Source organism: Micromonospora sp. DT227 (assembly GCF_049841835.1).
GTDB lineage: Bacteria > Actinomycetota > Actinomycetes > Mycobacteriales > Micromonosporaceae > Micromonospora.
The window spans coordinates 1-1,049 of the sequence record NZ_JBNCLA010000044.1; the positions used below are offsets into that span (position 1 = coordinate 1).

1 protein-coding gene is annotated in these 1,049 nt (G+C 69.1%); it reads left to right on the plus strand.

What is annotated here, in order from left to right:
* Window positions 1-1,049, plus strand: a 1,049-nt coding sequence (locus tag ACLQ2W_RS33800) for an MDR/SDR family oxidoreductase (protein ID WP_425791950.1), incomplete at both ends; no start/stop codon positions are given.

Here is a 1,049-nt window from a genome sequence, read left to right on the forward strand (position 1 = left end):
GTGGCGGTCACTGATCATCGGTTGTTGGCTCGGGTGCCGCGGGGGTGGTCGTTTACCCGGGCGGCGTCGACGCCGATTGTGTTCCTGACCGCGTTCTACGCGTTGCGGGATCTGGCTGGTGTGCGGGCGGGGCAACGGATCCTGATTCATGCTGCGGCTGGTGGGGTGGGTATGGCCGCGGTGCAGTTGGCTCGGGCGTGGGGGTTGCAGGTGTACGCCACCGCGAGTGCCGGTAAGTGGGAGATCTTGCGGGGGATGGGTGTGGACGATGAGCACCTGGCGTCGTCCCGGGATCTTGAGTTTCGCCGCAGCTTCCTGGCCGTGACCGGGGGGGAGGGTGTGGATGTGGTGCTCAATGCCTTGGCCGGGGAGTTCGTGGACGCGTCGTTGGGTCTGTTGCCTCGTGGTGGCCGGTTCGTGGAGATGGGTAAGACCGATGTGCGGGACCCGGCGCGGGTTGCTGCGGGGCACCCGGGGGTGGTGTATCAGGCGTTCGACCTGTCCGAGGCTGGTGCTGACCGGATCGGGCAGATGCTCGGCGAGATTCTGGACATGTTCGCTGCGGAGGTCCTGCGGCCGCTGCCGGTGAGTGTGTTTGAGGCGGCTGACGCGGTGCAGGCCCTGCGTTATCTGCAGGCGGCTCGTCATGTGGGCAAGGTGGTGCTGCGGCTGCCGGCCGGGTTGGATCCGGAAGGCACGGTGGTGGTCACGGGTGGGACTGGGGTGTTGGGTGGGTTGGTGGCCCGGCATCTGGTCACCACGCATGGGGTTAGGCATCTGTTGTTGTTGTCGCGGCGCGGCCCGACCGCGGCCGGGGCGACGGAGTTGGTCGGTGACCTGACCGAGTTGGGTGCGCGGGTGCGGGTGGCCGCGTGTGACGTCGCCGACCGGGACGCTTTGGCCGATGCCCTGGCGGCGGTGCCGGCCGGGCATCCGGTGGTCGGGGTGGTGCACACCGCGGGAGTCCTCGACGACGGGGTGGTCGAGGCGTTGACGCCGCAGCGGCTGGACACGGTGCTGCGGGCCAAGGCCGACGCGGCGTGGTGGCT